Raw genomic sequence first — 19,014 nt, forward strand, 5'->3', positions numbered from 1 at the left:
TCATAAACGCACCTAATACATGCCCGCGAGGCCGACAACCGAAGAAGGATCGCCAGCCGTGACCATCGAAGCGCCGGAAACCAAGATCGTGGAAACCTCCCGCGTCGCCTGTGACGGTGGCGAAGGCGCATTGGGCCACCCGCGTGTCTGGTTGCAGATCCCCGAAGATACCGGTTGGGTCGAATGCCCCTATTGCGATTGCAAATATGTGCTGAAAGGGCATGAGGGCTGATCGGCCTGACCCCGACACGCGACTATCTGGAAAGGAGCGAGGATGCTGTTTGCAGCCACGACCATTGATCTCTCCGACCAGCAGCCCATTGCAAACGGCACTGTCCGCAGCGTCTATGAGTTTCCCGGCCAGCCCGATCTGTTGATCAAGGTGTTTACCCGCGCCGAGGACCGCGTCTCGCATCGCTGGGGCAAGCGTTTGGCGTGGAAACTGGTGCCCGGCGCGCGCTATCGCAGTACCTTGAAGGAAATCGAATGTGAGCTGCGCGTGGCGCTCAAGCTGGGGGCAAAGATCGAGGATTCGCCGCTGTCGCGCATGCTGGGCGTGGTGCAGACCACGCAAGGGCCGGGCGTTGCGGTCGAGCGGATCAGCGGGCCGGACGGGGGACTGGCGCAGAAGCTCAGCCAGCTTGCGGGTCGGGAACGGATGCCCCCCGCGATCCTTGAAGACCTGAACGCCTTTGTCGCCAAGATGTTCGATCTTCAAATCGTTGCGCGTGACGTCAAGCGGTCAAACATTGTCTATGGCGTCCGCGGCGATACCCCGGCCTTTTTCCTGATCGACGGCTACGGTGAGCGGAACCTGATCCCCCTGCGCAGCATGTCCAAGCGTCTGAATGACCGCTCGCTCAGCCGTCAATTCGCGGTTATCGCGCAGAAATCGGGGCTGATCTGGGACGCGTCGCCGCGCAGGTTTTCGGACCGCTGATGGGGCCATGAGCGGCCTCGTCTTTTGCCAACGCATTCGGTACAACTTGGCGCAACCCAGCGCAGGAGCCCTCGTATGACCCAGACCCAATTCGGAAAAGGCTGCCATCTGCATCTCATTGATGGATCGGCCTTTATCTTCCGCGCCTATCACGCGCTTCCGCCGCTGACGCGGAAATCGGATGGGCTGCCGATTGGGGCGGTATCGGGATTCTGCAACATGCTGCAGAAATATGTCGAAGGAAATGCCGGGCCGGACGCGCCGACCCATGTGGCGGTGATCTTCGACAAGGGATCACACACATTCCGCAACGACCTCTACGATCTCTATAAGGCCAACCGCGAAGCGATGCCCGAGGACCTGCGCCCGCAGATGCCGCTGACCCGCGAGGCGACCAGAGCCTTCAACATCGCCTGCAAAGAGCTGGAAGGCTACGAGGCCGACGACATCATCGCCACGCTGGCCGTTCAGGCGCGCGAAGCCGGAGGGCGCGTGACCATCGTCAGTTCCGACAAGGACCTGATGCAACTGGTTGGCGGCGGTGTGGAAATGCTGGATGCGATGAAGAACAAGCGCATCGACCGCGACGGGGTGGTCGAGAAATTTGGTGTGGGTCCTGAGCGCGTGGTCGATGTGCAGGCGCTGGCCGGGGATTCGGTGGATAACGTGCCGGGGGCTCCGGGCATTGGTGTGAAGACTGCTGCCTTGCTGATCAACGAATATGGCGATCTGGAAACGCTGCTGGACCGGGCTGAAGAGATCAAACAGCCCAAACGTCGCCAGACACTGATCGAAAAGCGTGACCAGATCGAGCTGTCGAAAAAGCTGGTGCAACTGGATGAAAACACGCCGCTGGATTTCACTCTGGACGATCTTGAGGTCAAAGACCCCGACGCAGAAACCTTGCTGGGCTTTTTGGCCGAGATGGAGTTTCGCACCCTCACCAAGCGCATCGCTGACAAGCTGGGGGCCGAGGCTCCGGTGATCGCTGACGCGCCCGCGCCGGTTGCTGAGGCAGAGGAGGCTGAGGCCCTGCCGTTTGATGCGTCGAAATATGAATGCGTGCGGGACGCGAGCGCTCTGCAGAAATGGATCGATCAGGCTTATGAGCGGGGCTGGATCGCTGTGGATACCGAGACCACCGGCCTGAACGAGATGATCGCCGATCTGGTCGGGATTTCGCTGTGCGTGGAGGCTGGGGAAGCCTGTTACATCCCGCTGACTCATCGTGAAAGTGCGACGGATGATCTGTTTGGCTCAGACGCACTAGCCGAGGGGCAGATGCCGCTGGACGAGGCTCTAACATTGTTGAAACCGATGTTTGAGGACCCCTCGATCCTGAAGATCGGGCAGAACATGAAATACGATGCCAAAATCTTTAGGCGCTACGGCGTCGACGTGGCCCCCATCGATGACACCATGCTGATGTCCTATGCGATGCATGGCGGCGAGCATGGGCACGGCATGGATACGCTGTCGGAACGCTATCTGAGTCACACGCCGATCCCGATCAAGCCTCTGCTGGGTTCGGGTAAGTCGGCGATTACCTTTGACAAAGTGCCGATTGATGAAGCCACGGCCTATGCCGCTGAGGATGCGGATATCACGCTGCGGCTGTGGAAGCTGTTCAAGCCGCAACTGCATCAGGTGCAGGTGACAATGGTTTATGAGACGCTGGAACGGCCTCTGGTGCCGGTGCTGGCCGAGATGGAGATGCATGGGATCAAGGTTGACCGCGATGTGCTGAGCCGTATGTCCAATGCGTTTGCGCAGAAAATGGCCGGGTTAGAGGCTGAAATCCATGAGCTGGCAGGTGAAAACTTTAATGTCGGTTCGCCCGCACAGCTGGGTGAGATCCTGTTCGACAAGATGGGGCTTGAGGGCGGCAAGAAAGGCAAGACCGGGAAATACTCAACCGGGGCTGACATTCTTGAAGACCTCGCCACCGAGCATGAACTGCCGCGCCGGGTGTTGGACTGGCGGCAGCTGTCCAAACTGAAATCGACCTATACGGATGCGCTGCAAACTCATATCAACCCGGATACGGGCCGGGTGCATACGTCTTATTCAATCACCGGGGCCAATACCGGCCGTTTGGCCTCGACCGATCCGAACCTGCAGAACATTCCGGTTCGAACCGAAGAAGGGCGGCGCATTCGTGAAGCGTTTATTGCCGAACCGGGCAATGTGCTGGTCAGTTTGGACTATAGCCAGATCGAGTTGCGGATTCTGGCGCATATTGCCGATATTCCGACTCTGAAACAGGCATTTGCTGATGGGTTGGACATTCACGCGATGACCGCCTCCGAGATGTTCGACGTACCGCTGGACGAAATGACATCCGAGATCAGGCGACAGGCCAAGGCGATCAACTTTGGTGTGATCTACGGCATCTCGGGTTTCGGCCTTGCGCGCAATCTGCGCATCCCTCGCGCCGATGCACAGGGCTTCATCGATCGATATTTCGAACGTTTCCCCGGCATACGGCGCTATATGGACGACACGATCGCGTTTGCCAAAGAGAATGGCTATGTCCAGACTCTGTTCGGGCGGAAAATCCATACACCCGAGATCAATGCCAAAGGTCCGCATGCGGGGTTCTCACGTCGGGCCGCGATCAACGCTCCGATCCAAGGCACGGCGGCAGATGTGATCCGGCGCGCGATGGTGCGGATGCCGGATGCGATCAACGGCTTGCCCGCCAAGATGCTGTTGCAGGTGCATGACGAGTTGCTGTTCGAAGTGGCTGAAGAGGCTGTTGATCAAACCATTTCGGTCGCGCGCGCGGTGATGGAAGGGGCGGCTGATCCGGCAGTGAAGCTGGATATCAAGCTGGTCGCGGATGCCGGACAAGGCGCGAACTGGGCCGAGGCCCATTAGGGGGCGGCGCTGCTCATCAAGCCCTGCGGGCCCTCTTTGCAGCGGGTCAGGCTTCTGGCCTGACCAGGCGTGCGATCAGGCGTTTTACGTATGGGCCGAGTGTCAGGATGACGGTGAAGGCGATGGGCCAGCAAAAGGCCCAAGAGGCCATCCAGTCTCCGAGTGTTGAAGGGCTGAAGCCGATAGCTTTGAGCGTGGCTATGCCGGTGACGACACAGGACATCAGGCCGGACATGATCAAGGCGAACAGGGCATTGGCATAGCGGGCAGATATCATGCGAGGCATCCTTGGCGTGTCGATGCCCTCAATTGCGCCATTTCAGTCTGAAAATCCAGCGTTCATGTAGGGTTTAATACTTTATCCAAGTCAGTGAGTCCTCAGTCCGCCGGGTTGAGGGGTTGTATTCGGCGCTGACCCAGCCGCTGTAATCCGACTGGTCCATCGCAGCAAACAACGCGGGAAAGTCCATTGTACCCGGCCCGGGTTCCGAGCGATCCGGCGCAGCCCCGATCTGTGCATGGACAATATGGGGCTGAAAACGGTGCCAAATCGCCAGCGCATCGCCGTGGATCATCTGTGCATGAAAACTGTCATATTGTAGGCCGACATTTGCGCGGTCGACGCGGTCCAGCACCTCGGCGGCCAGATCATAATTGTTCAGGAAGTAACCGGGTTGCGATACGGGGTTGAGCGGTTCGATCGTGAACTGCTGTGCCGGCGCGAGGTCAGCGGCCCATTGCAGGTTCTCGACAAAACACCTCAAGGCCTCGGGGCCGGAAGCGTATCCGGCCATAACGTGGATCATCTCCGGCCGCAGCACATCCGCGTAGCGCAGAACGCGCCGGATATCGGATTGAAACCGGTCAGAGCTGCCGGGCATGGCAGCGTAACCCGGTTCACCGCCTGCATAGTTCGGAGGCGGGGCGTTGATCAGCACCAGATCAAGCCCGCTGGCCAGCAGCGCGCGGCGGGTCTCTTTGGCCGCGAGGTCATAGGGGAAGAGAATTTCAACAGCCGTAAACCCGGCCTGAGCGGCGGCAGGAAACCGGTCAAGATAGGGCAGTTCTGCAAACAGCAGTGATAGATTGGCGGCAAATCTGGGCATGGGGCTTCTGGCCTCTGGTTCTGAGAAGACTATCGATCACGTCTGCTGTGGGAAAGAGACTGAAAACGACAGATTGTCGAAAATCGGCCAGATAAAGAGCTTCGAATCAGGAACCATCAGGCTTACGCGGTATCCCGTTGCGAGGGCCGCGCCAACAACAAGGTCTGATTACGATGGCCATGAGCCCTGAACCCGCGCGCGGGACCAATATAGCTGTATCCGACGGTCGACAGACCGCGTTCACCGGCAATACGTTGGCGGTGGCTTCGATGCTGACATGGGCGGCGGGTTTCCCGGCGGCTGAGATTCTATTGCAAAGCTGGCCACCGATCGCCCTGTTCGCGGCACGGATGTCTTTGGCAGTGTTGGTCATGGTGCCAATCTGGCTGATTCTGGACGGACCGGCTCAGATATTGCGGGCCCGTTGGGGGCATGCCTTCCTGGTAGGCGGTTTCGGGCTTGGGTCGGGGATGTTCCTGATCCTTGTGGCGCAGAAGCTGACCGACCCGGTTACCGTAGCCATCATCGCCTCGTGTGCGCCCTTGATCGCGACGATCATGGAGCTTGCGGCGGGAACGCGGCGATTGCGCTGGAGCTTTGCGCTGGGATTGGTAATCTCAATCATTGGCGGCCTGATTGCAACCAGCGCGGTGGCACCGGCGCAATTAGGACTGGGCGCGATGTGCGCAGTGGTATCTACCGCGCTGTTTTGTTGGGCCAGCATGGCCACCGCGCGCGACTTTCCCGAGCTTAGCCAATTGGGTCGTAGCACCATTACGCTGGTCGGAGGATTGTCGACCGCAGCCATTCTGGTGCCATTAGCCGGATTGCTGGGGTTAGAGGTCATGCCTACACGACCCGTCGATGTGGCGCAGATGGGTATGTTGGTGTTCTACGCACTGTTCTCATTGGGCCTGAGCCAGTTTTTCTTCATAGCATCGGTTGGAAAACTGGGGGTCGCATTGGCCTCGTTCCATATCAACATCGCGCCGTTCTACGTGATGGTAATCATGATGGCGCTGGGCGAGGACTGGAATTGGACACGCGCGCTGGGCGCGGCGCTTGTAGCGCTGGCGGTGGTTCTGGCGCAGGACCGTAAACCCAGACCGGTTCAATCCCCCAGTGCGTCAGACGCGATCAGAGGGAAAAACTGACTGTCTGACCAAACGCCGAACCAACCGTCGTGATGGCTGCCGATCTCAACCAGACGGTAGAAGCTTTTGCGGTCAATGCGCGCTTCAAGGTTGGCGCGAACCAATACATAGGGTGAGGGCTCTTCCGTTTCCGTATCAAAGACAACTCGGATTGGGTGGTCGGGCCCGGCGATGGCTGTGTCGCCCACCTGTGTCGTGAAGGTCAGGCATTGTGCCTCGTCCTCACCGTCTTGCTCGAAGTCGACGGCGATGAACGGCGCATCTTCGACGGTGATTCCTACCTTCTCGACCGGGGTTACCAGGTAATACCTGTCGTTTTCTTTCTTAAGAATTGAAGAAAATAGCTTAACAAGCTCGAACCGATTGATGGGCGACCCTAGATAACTCCATGAGCCATCTTTTGCGATCCTGATGTCCAGATCGCCGCAAAACGGAGGATTCCACAGGTGAACGGGCGGCAAACCCCGCGTTTTGGCCGCTTTGACCGAAGCCGCCAGACCATCCGGTGAAGGTGTCACGGGTTTTTGTCCGCTCATAGCTTTTGCCATTTCCTCTCAGCGCGATACACTTCAAGCATAACAGTCCACGGAAGGGAACCTCATGTCCGAACCTGCCGACCTCGTCGTCGAGATCGAAGCGCTGGAAAACAAGCTGCAAGAGGCCAAATCCTCGATCACCCGTCGCTTTATCGGGCAGGAGAGGGTCGTGGACCTTACGCTGACTGCACTCTTGTGCGGCGGTCACGCATTGTTGATCGGTTTGCCGGGACTGGGGAAAACACGACTGGTCGAGACGCTTTCGACCGTGATGGGCCTGCATGGCAATCGCATCCAGTTTACACCTGACCTGATGCCAGCCGATATTCTGGGGTCTGAGGTTCTGGATACCGCTGAGGATGGCAGCCGCCATTTCCGATTTATCTCCGGCCCGATTTTCTGTGAACTACTGATGGCGGACGAGATCAACCGCGCCAGCCCACGAACCCAATCGGCGCTGTTGCAAGCGATGCAGGAACGTACGGTGACGGTTGCGGGTGAGGATCGGGATTTGGGCGTTCCATTCCACGTGTTGGCAACCCAAAACCCGATTGAGCAGGAGGGCACTTATCCGTTGCCCGAAGCTCAGCTGGACCGTTTTCTGGTGCAGGTCGATGTGGAATACCCGGATCGTCAGACTGAGCGGGATATCCTTTTGGCCACAACGGGCGTCGAGGAAGCAGAGGCGCATCAAATCTTCACCAAAGAGGAATTACTGGCCGCACAGGTGTTGCTGCGTCGGATGCCGGTGGGGGAATCGGTTGTGGAACTGATCCTCGATCTGGTCCGCGCCTTCCGCCCGGATGAGGTGGGCGCGTCCGAGCGGGTGAAGGAAACCGTCGCCTGGGGCCCCGGTCCAAGGGCTGCACAGGCGCTGATGATGACCGTGCGCGCCAATGCAATGCTGCAGGGCCGTCTGGCTCCCAATGCCGAGGACGTGCTGACCATGGCCCGCCCGGTTCTCAGTCATCGTATGGCGCTGAACTTTGCGGCACGGGCACGCGGCGACAGCCTCTCTGACCTGATCGAGTCCACCGCCGCTGGTCTGGTCCGAACTGAGGCTGCGGCGTGAACGCCGCCCAGACCCTACGCGAACGCTCCGAGGCCGAAGCGTCCCGGCTGCCGCCCCTGTTGGCGCGCGCCGAGCATTTGGCCGGAACCGTGTTATTGGGCGATCACGGGCGTAGACGCTCGGGTCTGGGAGATGATTTCTGGCAATATCGCCCTGCGCAGATCGGTGACAGTCGTCGCTTGATTGACCACCGCCGCTCCGCCCGTGGGGATCAGCAGTTTGTGCGTGAGCGGGAATGGCAGATTGCGCAGTCGATCATGCTGTGGGTCGATCAGGGCGCGTCGATGCGGTTTGCTTCGGACAAGCGCTTGCCGACCAAAGCCGATCGTGCGCGCCTGCTGGGACTGTCGACGGCAATCCTGCTGGGGCGCGGTGGTGAGCGCGTTGGCCTCACTGGCACGACGCTGCCCCCACGCAGGGGGAATGCTCAGATCATTCGGCTGGCGCAGGCCTGGTCTGAGGACACGCAAACCGATTACGCACCACCAGAACACCGCGCCATGATCCCGCATGCGCGTGCGGTGTTTATCTCGGATTTCCTTGGGCCCCTGGATGAGGTCGAGCTTGCGCTGACCAAAGCCGCCGACCGGGGTGTGCGCGGCGTGTTGCTGCAAGTTCTGGACCCCAGCGAAGAATCCTTCCCCTATGCCGGCCGTACCATCTTTGAAAGTGTCGGCGGCACCGCCCGGCATGAAACGCTGAAAGCCGCAGACCTGCGTGATCGTTATCTGGATCGCCTTGCGCAGCGTAAGGACGCGATGACGCAGCTTTGTCGTGCGACCGGTTGGCAGATGGGGCTCCATCACACCGGTGACAGTGCTCAATCGGCTCTATTGTGGCTCTATCGCGCCTTGGATGGGGGTGCGCAATGACGGTTCTGGCGGGCATCGGCTTTACCGCACCATGGGTGCTGCTGGGTCTTTTGACCCTGCCGATCCTGTGGTTGATCCTGCGTGCCGTCCCGCCTGCGCCTATCCGCCGTTTGTTCCCGGCGGTCACCTTGCTGTTGGGTCTGAAGGATGACGAAAGCGTCTCGGACCGCACGCCGTGGTGGCTGTTGCTGCTCAGGATGCTGGCGGCGGCGGCGATCATCATCGGGTTGGCGGGGCCGGTACTGGACCCTTCGCGTGATGAGACCGGATCTGGGCCGTTGCTATTGGTACTGGATGCCAGCTGGGCAGGTGCGACGCGCTGGTCATCAACGCTGGACCAGATCGACATACAACTGACCGAGGCTGGCCGTGCCGGCCGCCCTGTTTCGATCCTACGACTGACCGAGCCTGAGCCCCCCGTATTCCAAGCCGCTGAGGCGTGGCGCGGACGTTTGCCGGGCCTTACACCGATGCCCTGGCAACCCACCGAGGCGCAGATCGACCAAACCTTGACTGCGCTTGAGCAGGCAGACGGCGGTTTTGACACCCATTGGTTTAGCGACCGTCTTTCCTATGCTGGCCATGATCGTTTGACGTCCGCCCTGCAAGCGCGAGGGGATGTGATTGTCTATCAATCCTCCGCTCCCGTGACCGCGATCCTGCCTGCGACATATCAGGACGGTGCGATAGCGCTCAATGTATTGCGCGCGAACCCAGGCACGGCAGAAAGTGTCACCGTATTGGCGCAAGGGCGCGATCCCGCGGGCGCGATGCGCGTGCTGCAATCCACGCCGCTGGAGTTCGAAAACGGCTCTAATCAGGCGCAAATCGATCTGGCACTGCCATCCGAACTGCGCGCACGCATTACCCGGTTCGAACTACAGGGTCAGCGCTCTGCCGGTGCCGTCACGCTGACGGATGACAGCCTGCGGCGTCGTGAGGTGGCGTTGATTGCGGGCACTCTGAACCGCGAGGGTCTAGAGCTGTTATCGCCGCTACACTATCTAACCCAGGTGCTGATCCCGACCGCAGATTTTGTCGAAGGCGGCTTGGCCGAAGTTCTGCCAGCCAACCCCGATGTGATTGTGCTGGCTGACGTCGCCAAACTGTCCGAGGCCGAGCAGGCCGGTGTGATCGAATGGGTCGAACAGGGCGGTCTGTTGCTGCGCTTTGCAGGCCCCCGGATGGCGGCCAGCGATCTGGGCCGCGATGAAGAAGATATTCTGTTGCCGGTCCGCCTGCGCAGCGGTGGACGGTCGGTCGGCGGTGCCATGAGCTGGGGTGAGGCCAAGGGGCTGGCGCCGTTCCCTGAAAACTCGCCCTTCTATGGGTTGGAGGTTCCGGCGGACGTATCGGTGACCACACAAGTTATGGCGCAACCAGACCCTAATCTGGCAGATCGGGTGATTGCGTCGTTGTCTGATGGCACACCTTTGGTGACACGCAAACCTTTGGGATTGGGGCAAGTGGTACTGTTCCATGTCACGGCGGATGCCGAATGGTCGAGCCTGCCGCTGTCCGGATTGTTTGTCGAGATGCTGGATCGGCTCGCCGTCGCGTCGGCGGCCAAATCGCGGCAAGAGGCTCAAATGCAGGGCACCGTGTGGGAGCCGGTCCAGATATTGGACGGCTTCGGCACTTTGACTGATGCCGGAACACTGCCCGGAGTGGATGGGGTTGAGCTGGTTTCAGGCCAGATCGGACCAGACCTGCGCCCGGGTCTCTACGAGAGCGGCAAGCAGAAACTGGCACGGAATGTACTGCCCGAGGATGCTGTGCTGACGCCGGTGGTCTGGCCCGCTGACGTCCCCATCCGCGGGCAGGAGATCACTACCGAGACACCGCTGGCGGGTCTGTTGCTCAGCCTTGCCCTTGTATTGCTGACGATTGATGTGATCGCCTCGCTCGCGCTATCCGGGCGACTGGGTCTGGCGCGCGCAACAGCAGTTGCGCTGGGTGCATTGCTGATCGCGCCGGATACGCAGGCACAGACGCCTGACGATACCGATTTCGCGCTGAGTGCAACGCAGGAACTGGTTTTGGCTCATGTGCTGACCGGGGACGCGCAGGTGGACGATATCGCATTGGCCGGGCTGCGTGGGCTTGTGCAGACACTGCACTATCGCACATCGGTGGAACCTGCCGATCCGATTGGGGTCGATCTGGAACGGGATGAGCTTGCGTTCTTCCCGCTGCTCTATTGGCCGATCTCACCCGATCAGCCGCAACCCTCGATCGAGGCTTATGCCAAGCTCAACGCCTATCTGCGGTCTGGGGGAATGATCCTGTTCGACACCCGCGACGCCGATATCGCTGGTTTCGGGGCGTCCAGCCCTAATGGGCGCAAGTTGCAACAGCTGGCCGCGCCGTTGAATATCCCATCGTTAGAGCCAGTTCCACGTGATCATGTGCTGACCCGCGCCTTCTACCTGCTGCAGGATTTCCCCGGTCGCTATTCCGGGACCGAGGTCTGGGTTGAGGCCGCGCCACCCGATGCCGAGCAGATTGAGGGGATGCCGTTCCGCAATCTCAATGACAATGTGACGCCCGTGGTGATCGGCGGCAATGACTGGGCCGGAGCCTGGGCGGTAGATCGCAACGGCCAATCCCTCCTGCCCGTGGGTCGGGGCTATGCAGGGGAACGACAGCGGGAGCTGGCCAATCGTTTTGGCGTTAATCTGGTGATGCATGTGCTGACCGGGAATTACAAATCCGATCAAGTCCACGTGCCCGCCCTTCTGGACAGGTTGGGACAATGACCGGAACCGTCATCTTCGATCCGCTGATACCGTGGCCAATCCTGGTCGCCGTCGCAGCAATCGCGCTCGCCGGTGTTGTGCTGGCGCTCTGGCGTGGTTTGTCGGGATGGGCATTGCGAGGATTGGCGGCTCTGGTCGTTCTCGCGGCGCTCAGCGGTCCGGTCTATCAGGTCGAGGATCGCGCTCCGCTGACCGATATCGTGCTGATGATCGAAGATGAAAGTGCCAGCCAGAAGCTCTCGGACCGGGCTGAGCAGACGATGCAGACCGCCGACGCCCTCGCAGCAGACATAGAATCCCGAGACAATACCGAGCTGCGGCGGATCAAGGTTGGCGATGGCGACGGGGACGAAGGCACGCAGGTCATGGCTGCCTTGAACGCGGCACTGGCTGAAGAGCCTCGTGCGCGGATTGCTGGCGTGCTCGTTGTCTCGGACGGTATCGTTCACGACGCCGATCAGGCCCCGGATTTGCCTGCCCCCATGCACCTGCTGCAGACCGGGCGGGAAATGGATTGGGATCGCCGTCTCGTCGTGCGCAATGCCCCTGCCTTCGCCATTATCGGAGAACCCGTCACTCTGACGCTGCGTGTCGAGGATACTGGGGCGGCCCCTGCTGGTGTCGCCACAGCGCCGCTTGAGATTTCGGTCGACGGGGCCGAGCCCGAGCAGTTCACCATTCCCATCGGTCTGGACGTCGAACTGCCGATCACATTGCCGCATGGCGGGCGAAACGTCATCCAGTTCACCGTGCCCGAGGCCGAGGGGGAACTGACCGACCGAAACAACACGGCCTTGATCCAGATGAACGGGGTGCGGGACCGCCTGCGTGTCCTGCTGGTTTCGGGCGAGCCACATCCGGGTGGTCGCACATGGCGCAACCTGCTGAAATCCGACAGCTCGGTCGATCTGGTCCATTTCACTATCCTGCGACCGCCGGAAAAGCAGGATGGCGTGCCCGTGGATGAGCTTTCACTGATCGCGTTCCCGACGCGTGAGCTGTTTCTGGAGAAAATCAATGATTTCGACCTGATCATCTTCGATCGGTACAAACGGCGTGGTATCCTGCCCGCAATCTATCTGGACAACGTCACCAACTATATCAACGACGGTGGCGCGGTGCTGATCAATGCCGGGCCCGATTTCGCAACGGCTGACAGTATCTTCCGCTCACCGCTTGGCCCCATGATCCCCGCACAGCCCACCGCGCGTGTCATTGAAGAACGCTATGTGCCCATGGTTACCGACCTGGGCCAGCGCCACCCGGTGACCACGGAATTGGGCGATGCCGAGCAATGGGGCGCATGGTTGCGACAGGTGGATGTAAGGCAACGATCTGGCGATGTGCTGATGTCCGGCGTGGATGATCGCGCTTTGCTGGTGCTGGATCGCGTGGGCGAAGGACGCGTGGCGCTGATTGCCTCGGATCACGCTTGGCTCTGGAGCCGTGGTTTCGAAGGTGGTGGTCCACAGCTGGAGTTGTTGCGCCGGCTGGCCCATTGGATGATGAGAGAACCCGAGCTCGAGGAAGAGGCGCTATGGGCCGAAGCCAATGGCCAGTCGATGCGCATCATCCGTCAGACCCTCTCAGATGATGTTGGTCCGGTCACTGTCACACGTCCCAATGGCGAAACGCTTGAGATCACGCTGAACGAAGTGTCTCCGGGCCGGTTCGAGGCGCAGTATTTCGGACCTGAGATCGGCCTCTATCGCCTGCAGGAAGGCGAGCATTCCGCGGTGATCGGTCTTGGTCCAGCCGCCCCGAAAGAGTTCGAACGCACAATCGCAACCGATGAGATTCTCAGCCCGACGCTGGCGGCTCTGCGCGGTGGGGCGGTCCGTGTCGAAGACGGGTTGCCGTCGATCCGAAATGTCCGAGCAGGTCGTCCCGCGGCGGGGCGTGGCTGGATTGGATTGACCCCGCGAAACGCCTACGAGACCCGAGACGTCACACAGGCTGGTTTGCTGCCACCCTGGCTGGTGCTGCTACTGGCAGGAGGTTTCCTGTTGGCTGGCTGGCTGCGCGAGGGACGGCGCTAGAGTCGTTTAAGCACTTTTTCACGCTCTGTAGCCATGCTGTGCCCGAAGCAGTGCGGGAAGCCTCATGAGTCTTGCAGAAAAACTGGCGCAGGAACGGCGCGCGCGCCTTGCCGCCGAACGGTTGTTGCAGCAGAAGCAGGCTGAGTTGTCTGCGGCCAATCGCAAACTTGGCCGCCATGCCATCGCCCTGACCCGGCAGATCGACCAGACTCAGGCCGAGGTGGCGACGGTTCGCGATGAAAACGAAAAGGTCAAATCAGACCTGACCGTTGCCAATGCCAAGGTCGAGGTTGCAGAACGTCGCCTGTGGCACTCGATCCAGACAATTCCCGATGGATTTGCGTTTTTTGACGGCCAGAACACCCTGATCGGGGCAAATGCGGCCTATCTGAGTGTGTTTGACGGGCTGGAAGAGGTCGCGCCGGGCATCACCTACGCGCGAATTCTGGAAATCCTGACTCACGAAGGGATCGTAGATATCGGCTCCGAGTCGATGACCGACTGGCAGGCCCGAATGCTGGAACGTTGGGCTCAACCATATCCCGAACCCGAGGTCATACAATTGTGGAACGGCCAGTACATCCGGCTGATCGACCAACGTGGTCACGGCGGCGATGTCCTGAGCCTGGCGCTGAACATCACCGCTTCGGTCCGGCACGAGGCCGAGTTGAACGCGGCCCGTGAACGCGCCGAGGCTGCCAGCCGTGCCAAATCCGCCTTTCTGGCCAATATGAGCCACGAGATTCGCACGCCAATGAACGGCATCGTGGGCATGACCGAGCTGTTGACAGAAACCCCGCTGAACGAGGAACAGAGGCTCTATCTCAGCACGATCCGCAATTCGGGAGAGGCGTTGCTGGTCATCATCAACGATGTTCTGGACTACTCCAAGATCGAAGCTGATAAGCTGACCCTGCACCCCGAACAGTTTGATCTGGAACGCTGCATTCTTGAAGTGGCGATGCTGTTGCAACCCAGCGTGCGCGACAAGGGGCTGACGTTGCTGGTGGATTACGACCTGTTCCTGCCGACGCTGTTTGTCGGCGATCCGGGGCGGATTCGGCAGATTTTGACCAATCTGGTGGGCAATGCGGTCAAGTTCACCACGCAGGGTCATGTGCTTATCCGGGTTACCGGCGTGCCGGATACCAGCAGCCAAAGCTGCGATATCCATGTGGCGATCGAGGATACCGGTATCGGCATCGAAGCTGACAAGGTTGTTCATATCTTTGGTGAATTCAATCAGGTTGAGGATGCGCAGAACCGTCAGTTCGAAGGCACGGGCCTTGGGCTTGCCATCACCAAACGCCTGATCACCATCATGGGCGGCGGGGTCTGGGTCGAAAGTGAGGTGGGCAAAGGCTCGTGCTTCGGGTTTCGTATTTCCTTGCCAACGGCCGAAGGTCCGCAGCCCGCCCCGCCCGATCTGGACGGGCGCTTACGCCATGTTTTGGTGGTCGAAAATCTCGCGGTGAACCGCGCCATTCTGACCAAGCAATTGGGGCGCCTCGGCTCGCGCGTATCAGTTTGCGCCACGGGGGCCGAGGCGCTCTCGCTGGTGGATGCAAGCATGGACCTGATCCTGTGCGATCATGATTTGCCGGACATGGATGGGTTGGAATTGGCCACGACCCTGCGTGAAAAAGGATGGGGGGATTTACCGATCGTTGTGATGTCTGCCAACCCGGGCGTCATCCATGCCGATCCGGCTCAACATCTGATCGAGGGTGTTCTGCAAAAACCAATCCCCCGCGCCGAGCTTTATTCCCGGCTTCTTGCCCTGGGCGCGCCCGGCTTCGAAGCGGCTCATGGTGGGCCCGCTGAGGTCCGAACAAACGCACAGCCCGGTACTCCGGATCAAAGGCGGATGCGTGTTCTGGCCGCTGAGGACAATCGAACCAATCAGTTGATTCTGAAAAAGATGATGAAAGATCTGAACATCGATCTGAAATTTGTCTCCAACGGGTTGGAGGCGGTTGAGGCTGCCATCGAATTCAACCCGGACCTGATCTTCATGGATATCTCAATGCCCAAGATGGACGGCAAAGAAGCAACAACCGAAATTCGACGGCGTGAAATCGGAACTGACCGCCATGTTCCCATTGTCGCATTGACCGCACACGCCATGGCCGGGGACGATCAGAGTATTCTGGCCGCAGGGCTGGATCACTATTTGACCAAACCTTTGCACAAAAGGCTGATCCATCAGATGATCGTGAATTACTGTCCAGACGGCGCTCATCCGGTGTCCAAAGACTCCGAACCTGCCAATTAGGCTCGCATTCAGGCAGAGCTGTATGCTTCGATCCGTTCTTCATCTGGCTATAAATATCTCGGGGAGCGCGAGGGGCTGGCCCCTCGCTCCGCCCTCAACACCCACAGAAAATCAGGCCTGATAGGGGCGTACAAAAACCGGCTTGTCTTCTTCCGACAGCTCAGGGCGATACTCATATCCGCCCGTATCAAAATCCAGCAATCCTTTTGGATCGTTCAGCCTATGCTGAATGACATATCGCGCCATCGCCCCGCGTGCTTTCTTTGCAAAGAAGCTCACGATTTTCGGGGTCCCGCCTTTGTCCTCCATGAACACCGGCGTAATCACTCGCAGTTTTAGCGCCTTCAGGTCTACCGCTCCGAAATACTCCTGACTGGCGCAATTCACCAGAACATCCGCGCCAATCTGCGCGCCCTGCGCATTCAGTGCCTTACTTAGTTGATCCCGCCAATATTCATAGAGGTTCTTGCCGCGCCGGGTTTTCAGCCTGCTGCCCATCTCCAGCCGATAGGGCTGGATCGCATCCAGTGGGCGTAGCACGCCATATAGACCTGACAGGATACGTAGGTGATCCTGCGCCCAGGCCATCTCATCGGTATCCAGGGACGCGGCCTCAAGGCCCTGATAGGTGTCGCCTGCAAAGGCCAGGGCCGCGGGGCGTGTGGTGTCTGCTTCCGGTGCGTCCGAAAATGCGCGATAGCGGTCGCGGTTCAGCCGGGCCAGATCATCGCTCAGATCCATCAGCTTCTTCAGGTCACCCAAAGTCAGATTTCGCGCTGTCTTGGACAATCGGATCGCATCGTCTTGGAAGTCGGGTTGGGTCACTTCGATATCGCGCTCAGCCCAGTCCAGCCGCTTGGCCGGGGAAATCACTACCAGCATATCCGCCCTCTTTCCTTGCCTGATGGGCTGTATCTAGCTCGCCTGACGCAGCACGTCCAGAAAGGCGGCCCCAAACCTTTCGTGACGTCGGTCGCCCAATACCTGCTCCATCCCGCGCGGATCATCCGCGCGCAGCTGTGCCACTTTGGCCAGTTGCGAGGCCGAACAGGTCAGAGGTTTGTCGATGCCTGCTGGTCCACGCGCCAGATCGTTCTGCACGGCTAAAAGCTGATCGTAGATCTCACCCTGATCCCGACCCGCCAGTTTGCGGCGCGCCGGATGCAGCACTTCGGCCTCTCCGGCAATCACCTCAAGAAAGGTGTCGCCGTAGCGTTCCAGTTTCTTCGCGCCCACACCGCCGACCCGAGCCATGTCGTCCAGCGTCATGGGGCGTTTTTCGGCCATTTCAATCAGAGTACGGTCGGGGAAGATGACATAAGCGGGAACCCGTGCGGCCTCGGCCAAAGCGCGGCGTTTGGCTTTCAGGGCTGACAATAGCGGCGCATCTTCTTCGGCGACCATGGCCTTGACCGCGGGGCGGCGGGTGGCCTTGCGGATCGTATCCTTGCGCAGATTGATCTGTGCCTCGCCCTTCAGGATCGGTTTCGCCGCTTCGGTCATACGCAACGCGCCGTGCCGTTCGGGATCGGGACGGACAAGGTCGTGGCCCATCATCTGCCGGAAGATCGCCTGCCATTGCGGGCGCGACCACTCCTTTCCTATGCCCCAGGTGGACAAGGCATCGTGACGGCGGGCGCGGATTTTATCGGTTTCGTTGCCCAGCAGAATGTCGATCAGGTGACCTGCGCCAAACCATTCTTCGGTACGCAAGATTGCAGACAAGGCCATTCGAACCGGGGTGGTACCGTCGAACACTTCGGGCGGCGTTTCACACAGATCGCATTTGCCGCAGGGTTCCGCCTGTTCGCCAAAATAGCCCAGTAATGCCTGTCGGCGGCAGACCAGAGCCTCAGCCAGACCCAGCAAAGCGTTCAGGCGGGCGTGATCGGCCATGCGCCGTTCCGGCGGCGCGAGCCCTTCGTCGATCTGCGACCGGCGCAGGCGGATATCGTCAGGGCCAAACAGGGTCAGGGTTTCGGCGGGGCCACCATCCCGGCCCGCGCGGCCGATTTCCTGATAGTAGGCTTCGATGGATTTCGGCAGGTCCGCATGGGTGACCCAGCGGATATCGGGTTTGTCGATGCCCATGCCAAAGGCCACGGTGGCGACGACAATCAAACCGTCCTCGCGTGCAAAGCGAGTTTCGACGATGCGCCGGTCGTCGGGCTCCATCCCGCCGTGATAGTGGCAGGCGGTGTGCCCTTCGGCACGCAGCGCCTGCGCCAACACTTCGGTTTTATTGCGTGTTCCGCAATAGACGATGCCGGATTGCCCCTTGCGGGCTGCTGCGAAGTCGAGGATCTGCTTGCGCGGCCCGTCCTTGGCAGCAAAGGCCAGATGGATATTGGGCCGGTCGAACCCGCGTAAGAATTTGCGCGGTTCCGTGCCGTCGAACAGCTTTTCGACAATCTCGTCCTGTGTCTCGGCATCCGCTGTGGCGGTAAACGCGGCCAGCGGCACATTCAGCGCGCGCCGCAGCTCTCCGATCCGCAAGTAATCGGGGCGGAAATCGTGGCCCCACTGACTGACACAATGGGCCTCATCCACGGCGATCAGGCTGACATTGATCCGCCGCAGCATTCCCAAGGCCGATCCAGCGGCCAGACGTTCCGGAGCCATGTAGAGCAGCTTGAGCCGCCCAGCCTCAAGCGCCTCCCATACCGCATCGGTTTCCTCGGGCGTGTTGCCAGAGGTCAGAGCACCCGCCTCAACCCCGGCTTCCTGCAGCCCACGAACCTGATCCCGCATCAGCGCGATCAGCGGAGAGATCACCACCGTGACCCCGTCGCGCAGCAATGCGGGCAGTTGGAAGCATAAGGATTTACCACCCCCGGTGGGCATGATGGCCAGCACGTTTTCGCCCGTGGTCACGGCATCGACGATCTCTTCCTGCCCGGGGCGGAAGGCGTCGAATCCAAAGACGTCTCGCAACAAGGGTGCGGAGTCGAACATGTGCGGGGCGGCCCTGTTTTATGGTTTATCTGCTCTTAAGACAGGACCATCACATACTAAGATTCGGTGAACAAGAGGTCAGTAGAAATAGACCGCATTGTTGATCAGGATAATCCGCAGCGCATAGACCGCGATCAGCACCACCAGCGGCGTCAGGTCCAGCCCGCCCATATTGGGCAGAAAGCGGCGAATGGGTCCATAAATAGGCTCTAATATGCGGTTCAGCCCGTACCAGATTTGCGCCACCAGTTGCTGGTGCAGGTTCAGCACCTGGAAGTTGATCAGCCAGCTCATGATCACATGTGCAAGGATGATGAACCAGACAATGTCCAGGATCAGCAGAAGGATTTGGATCAGCGACAGCATGGGCACTCCGTTCGTCAATTGCCCTGAGACCTAAGCGTCACAGCCACAAAGAGCAAGTGC

The 19,014-nt window shown here is 59.9% G+C and carries 15 protein-coding genes; 9 read left to right on the forward strand and 6 right to left on the reverse strand.

The window, feature by feature from the left end:
- Nucleotides 1-58 precede the first annotated feature (58 nt).
- From ACR0IV_RS17365 to polA, 3 genes are all read left to right on the forward strand, one after another.
- Complete coding sequence (locus ACR0IV_RS17365) at nt 59-232, forward strand: zinc-finger domain-containing protein (RefSeq protein ID WP_480471943.1); 174 nt, start codon at nt 59-61, stop codon at nt 230-232.
- Between the two features lie 42 nt (nt 233-274).
- The gene (locus ACR0IV_RS17370) at nt 275-940 is read left to right on the forward strand and encodes a YrbL family protein (RefSeq protein WP_480659981.1); all 666 of its coding nucleotides are present in this window, start codon (nt 275-277) and stop codon (nt 938-940) included.
- Nucleotides 941-1,015: 75 nt separating this feature from the next.
- Nucleotides 1,016-3,820 (forward strand): DNA polymerase I, encoded by a 2,805-nt coding sequence (gene polA / locus ACR0IV_RS17375; protein WP_480659980.1) that lies wholly within the window; start codon nt 1,016-1,018, stop codon nt 3,818-3,820.
- Between the two features lie 46 nt (nt 3,821-3,866).
- Here polA and ACR0IV_RS17380 read toward each other — a convergent pair whose 3' ends face one another.
- On the reverse strand, nt 3,867-4,097 hold the full coding sequence (locus ACR0IV_RS17380) for a DUF2798 domain-containing protein (protein WP_480659979.1): 231 nt from the start codon (nt 4,095-4,097) through the stop codon (nt 3,867-3,869).
- 73 nt (nt 4,098-4,170) lie between these two features.
- A complete protein-coding gene (locus ACR0IV_RS17385; RefSeq protein ID WP_480659978.1) occupies nt 4,171-4,926 on the reverse strand; it encodes a hydroxypyruvate isomerase family protein in 756 nt (251 codons plus the stop codon).
- A 179-nt stretch (nt 4,927-5,105) separates the two neighbouring features.
- Between ACR0IV_RS17385 and ACR0IV_RS17390 the strand changes: the two genes are divergently transcribed.
- Nucleotides 5,106-6,080 carry a DMT family transporter gene (locus tag ACR0IV_RS17390; RefSeq protein ID WP_480659977.1) on the forward strand — a complete coding sequence of 325 codons (975 nt, stop codon included), beginning with the start codon at nt 5,106-5,108 and terminating at the stop codon, nt 6,078-6,080.
- Here the strand turns inward: ACR0IV_RS17390 and ACR0IV_RS17395 are convergent.
- A complete protein-coding gene (locus tag ACR0IV_RS17395) occupies nt 6,038-6,616 on the reverse strand; it encodes a DUF1285 domain-containing protein (protein ID WP_480659976.1) in 579 nt (192 codons plus the stop codon). The genes ACR0IV_RS17390 and ACR0IV_RS17395 overlap by 43 nt on opposite strands.
- A 64-nt stretch (nt 6,617-6,680) precedes the next feature.
- Between ACR0IV_RS17395 and ACR0IV_RS17400 the strand changes: the two genes are divergently transcribed.
- The 5 genes from ACR0IV_RS17400 (at nt 6,681) to ACR0IV_RS17420 (ending at nt 15,633) form a co-directional block, all read left to right on the forward strand.
- The gene (locus tag ACR0IV_RS17400; protein ID WP_480471519.1) at nt 6,681-7,688 is read left to right on the forward strand and encodes an AAA family ATPase; all 1,008 of its coding nucleotides are present in this window, start codon (nt 6,681-6,683) and stop codon (nt 7,686-7,688) included.
- Complete coding sequence (locus tag ACR0IV_RS17405) at nt 7,685-8,560, forward strand: DUF58 domain-containing protein (protein WP_480659975.1); 876 nt, start codon at nt 7,685-7,687, stop codon at nt 8,558-8,560. The genes ACR0IV_RS17400 and ACR0IV_RS17405 overlap by 4 nt, the downstream gene beginning before the upstream one ends.
- Entirely contained in the window at nt 8,557-11,319 is a 2,763-nt protein-coding gene (locus ACR0IV_RS17410; RefSeq protein WP_480659974.1) for a DUF4159 domain-containing protein, read from the forward strand. The genes ACR0IV_RS17405 and ACR0IV_RS17410 overlap by 4 nt, the downstream gene beginning before the upstream one ends.
- Complete coding sequence (locus ACR0IV_RS17415) at nt 11,316-13,358, forward strand: hypothetical protein (RefSeq protein ID WP_480659973.1); 2,043 nt, start codon at nt 11,316-11,318, stop codon at nt 13,356-13,358. Before ACR0IV_RS17410 ends, ACR0IV_RS17415 begins: the two co-directional genes overlap by 4 nt.
- A gap of 64 nt (nt 13,359-13,422) precedes the next feature.
- The gene (locus ACR0IV_RS17420) at nt 13,423-15,633 is read left to right on the forward strand and encodes a response regulator (protein ID WP_480659972.1); all 2,211 of its coding nucleotides are present in this window, start codon (nt 13,423-13,425) and stop codon (nt 15,631-15,633) included.
- 111 nt (nt 15,634-15,744) lie between these two features.
- Here the strand turns inward: ACR0IV_RS17420 and yaaA are convergent, their stop codons facing one another.
- The 3 genes from yaaA to ACR0IV_RS17435 all read right to left on the reverse strand — a co-directional run bounded on the left by yaaA (nt 15,745) and on the right by ACR0IV_RS17435 (nt 18,954).
- Nucleotides 15,745-16,515: a peroxide stress protein YaaA gene (yaaA, locus tag ACR0IV_RS17425; protein ID WP_480659971.1), complete on the reverse strand. Its 771-nt coding sequence runs from the start codon at nt 16,513-16,515 to the stop codon at nt 15,745-15,747.
- 33 nt (nt 16,516-16,548) lie between these two features.
- A complete protein-coding gene (recQ, locus tag ACR0IV_RS17430; protein WP_480659970.1) occupies nt 16,549-18,588 on the reverse strand; it encodes a DNA helicase RecQ in 2,040 nt (679 codons plus the stop codon).
- A gap of 78 nt (nt 18,589-18,666) precedes the next feature.
- Nucleotides 18,667-18,954 (reverse strand): YggT family protein, encoded by a 288-nt coding sequence (locus ACR0IV_RS17435; protein WP_480471526.1) that lies wholly within the window; start codon nt 18,952-18,954, stop codon nt 18,667-18,669.
- Nucleotides 18,955-19,014: the final 60 nt, after the last annotated feature.

This window comes from Ruegeria sp. C2 (assembly GCF_056537765.1).